At 37.2% G+C, this 1,306-nt stretch carries 1 protein-coding gene; it reads right to left on the bottom strand.

What is annotated here, in order from left to right:
* Positions 1–2: 2 nt before the first annotated feature.
* Positions 3–1,306 (bottom strand): IS3 family transposase gene (locus tag BM260_RS18110; protein WP_407691727.1). Its coding sequence is split into 2 segments (ribosomal slippage), with 1,305 coding nucleotides annotated over them: positions 3–871 and positions 871–1,306; the frame shifts between segments, so codons are not numbered across the junction. This gene is flagged as partial in the annotation.

Below are 1,306 nucleotides of genomic sequence, written 5' to 3'. Positions count from 1 at the left end.
ATTTAAGCAGCTTCTAAGATCTGCGTTCGGTATTCAACCGGGCTCAGGTCTTTTAATTTTGCCTTCATTCGCTTGTGATTATAATACTCCATATATTCTTCTAATTCCTTTTCAAAATGCACCATACTCTCAAACTCTTGTAAATAAAACAGTTCAGACTTTAAGAGGCCAAAGAAATTTTCAATGACTGCGTTATCTAAACAGTTCCCTTTACGAGACATACTCTGCGTAATTTGATGTGCTTGTAATGTCTGTTGATATTTTTTCATTTGATAATGCCAGCCTTGATCGGAGTGAAGGATGACTTCGCCTCCTGGCTGGAGGCGCTGAACAGCTTCGTCTAACATATCTCCTACAAGTTGGTAGACCGGTCGATTCATGACTTTATATGCGATTATTTCCCCATTACACAAATCAAGAACAGGAGATAGATATGGCTTTTCTCCAAATAGATGGAATTCAGTAACGTCAGTTACCCATTTTTGATTCATTTTCTCTGCCTTAAAATTACGTTGTAATACATTAGGTGCGATTTTCCCGAGGTTTCCTTTATAAGAGCGATACTTCTTCATACGGACCTCACATTTTAAACCCATTTCATTCATCAAGCGGTTGATGGTTTTCGGGTCATGTATAAAGCCGTATTTTTGCAGTTCTTTCGCGATGCGACGGTAACCATAACGTCCCTTATGTTCGTGATAAATAATCTTGATTGCTTCTTTTACCGCTTCATATTTATCGGCTTGATCTAATCGTTTTTCCCAGTAGTAATAAGTACTGCGTGGAATGTCAGCGACTTCAACTAAATCCACGACCTCATATTGTTCCTTTAGTTCAAAAACTACTTGCGCTTTGATTTTGTTTGTAATTTTTCCTGCATCTGAACTAAAGCGTTTAACTTTTTTAAATAAGCATTTTCCATTTCTAAATGTTTGATTTTTGCTTGTAGGGCTTCCATAGAGTCTTCGGCAGGGATGGATTTTTCTGGTTCAACTTTTTTCGTTTCTTTTTTCATAGATGGACGCTCCTTTTTCTTTGGTTCTAGCGCGTCCAATCCTTTTGTCTTAAGCAATTGATCCCACCGATAAATGATACTCGGAGAAGAAATATTAAATGTGCTTGCCGTTTCTAGAAAAGACGTACCTGTTTCGTTCATAAAATTAAGTACGTCTAGTTTAAACTCAGATGAGTAGCTTGTATAGCATTTCTTAAACCCTTTTTCACCCTGTACTTCAAATAATTTCACCCAAGTAATGACTTGAGATTTAGCTACGCCAATGCTTTCTGCAATAGTTTGATAGCTTTC

It is taken from the genome of Psychrobacillus psychrotolerans, from assembly GCF_900115805.1.
Taxonomy (GTDB): domain Bacteria; phylum Bacillota; class Bacilli; order Bacillales_A; family Planococcaceae; genus Psychrobacillus; species Psychrobacillus psychrotolerans.
The sequence above is the reverse complement of the archived record's forward strand: the minus strand, read 5'-3'. Positions and strand labels throughout refer to the sequence as shown.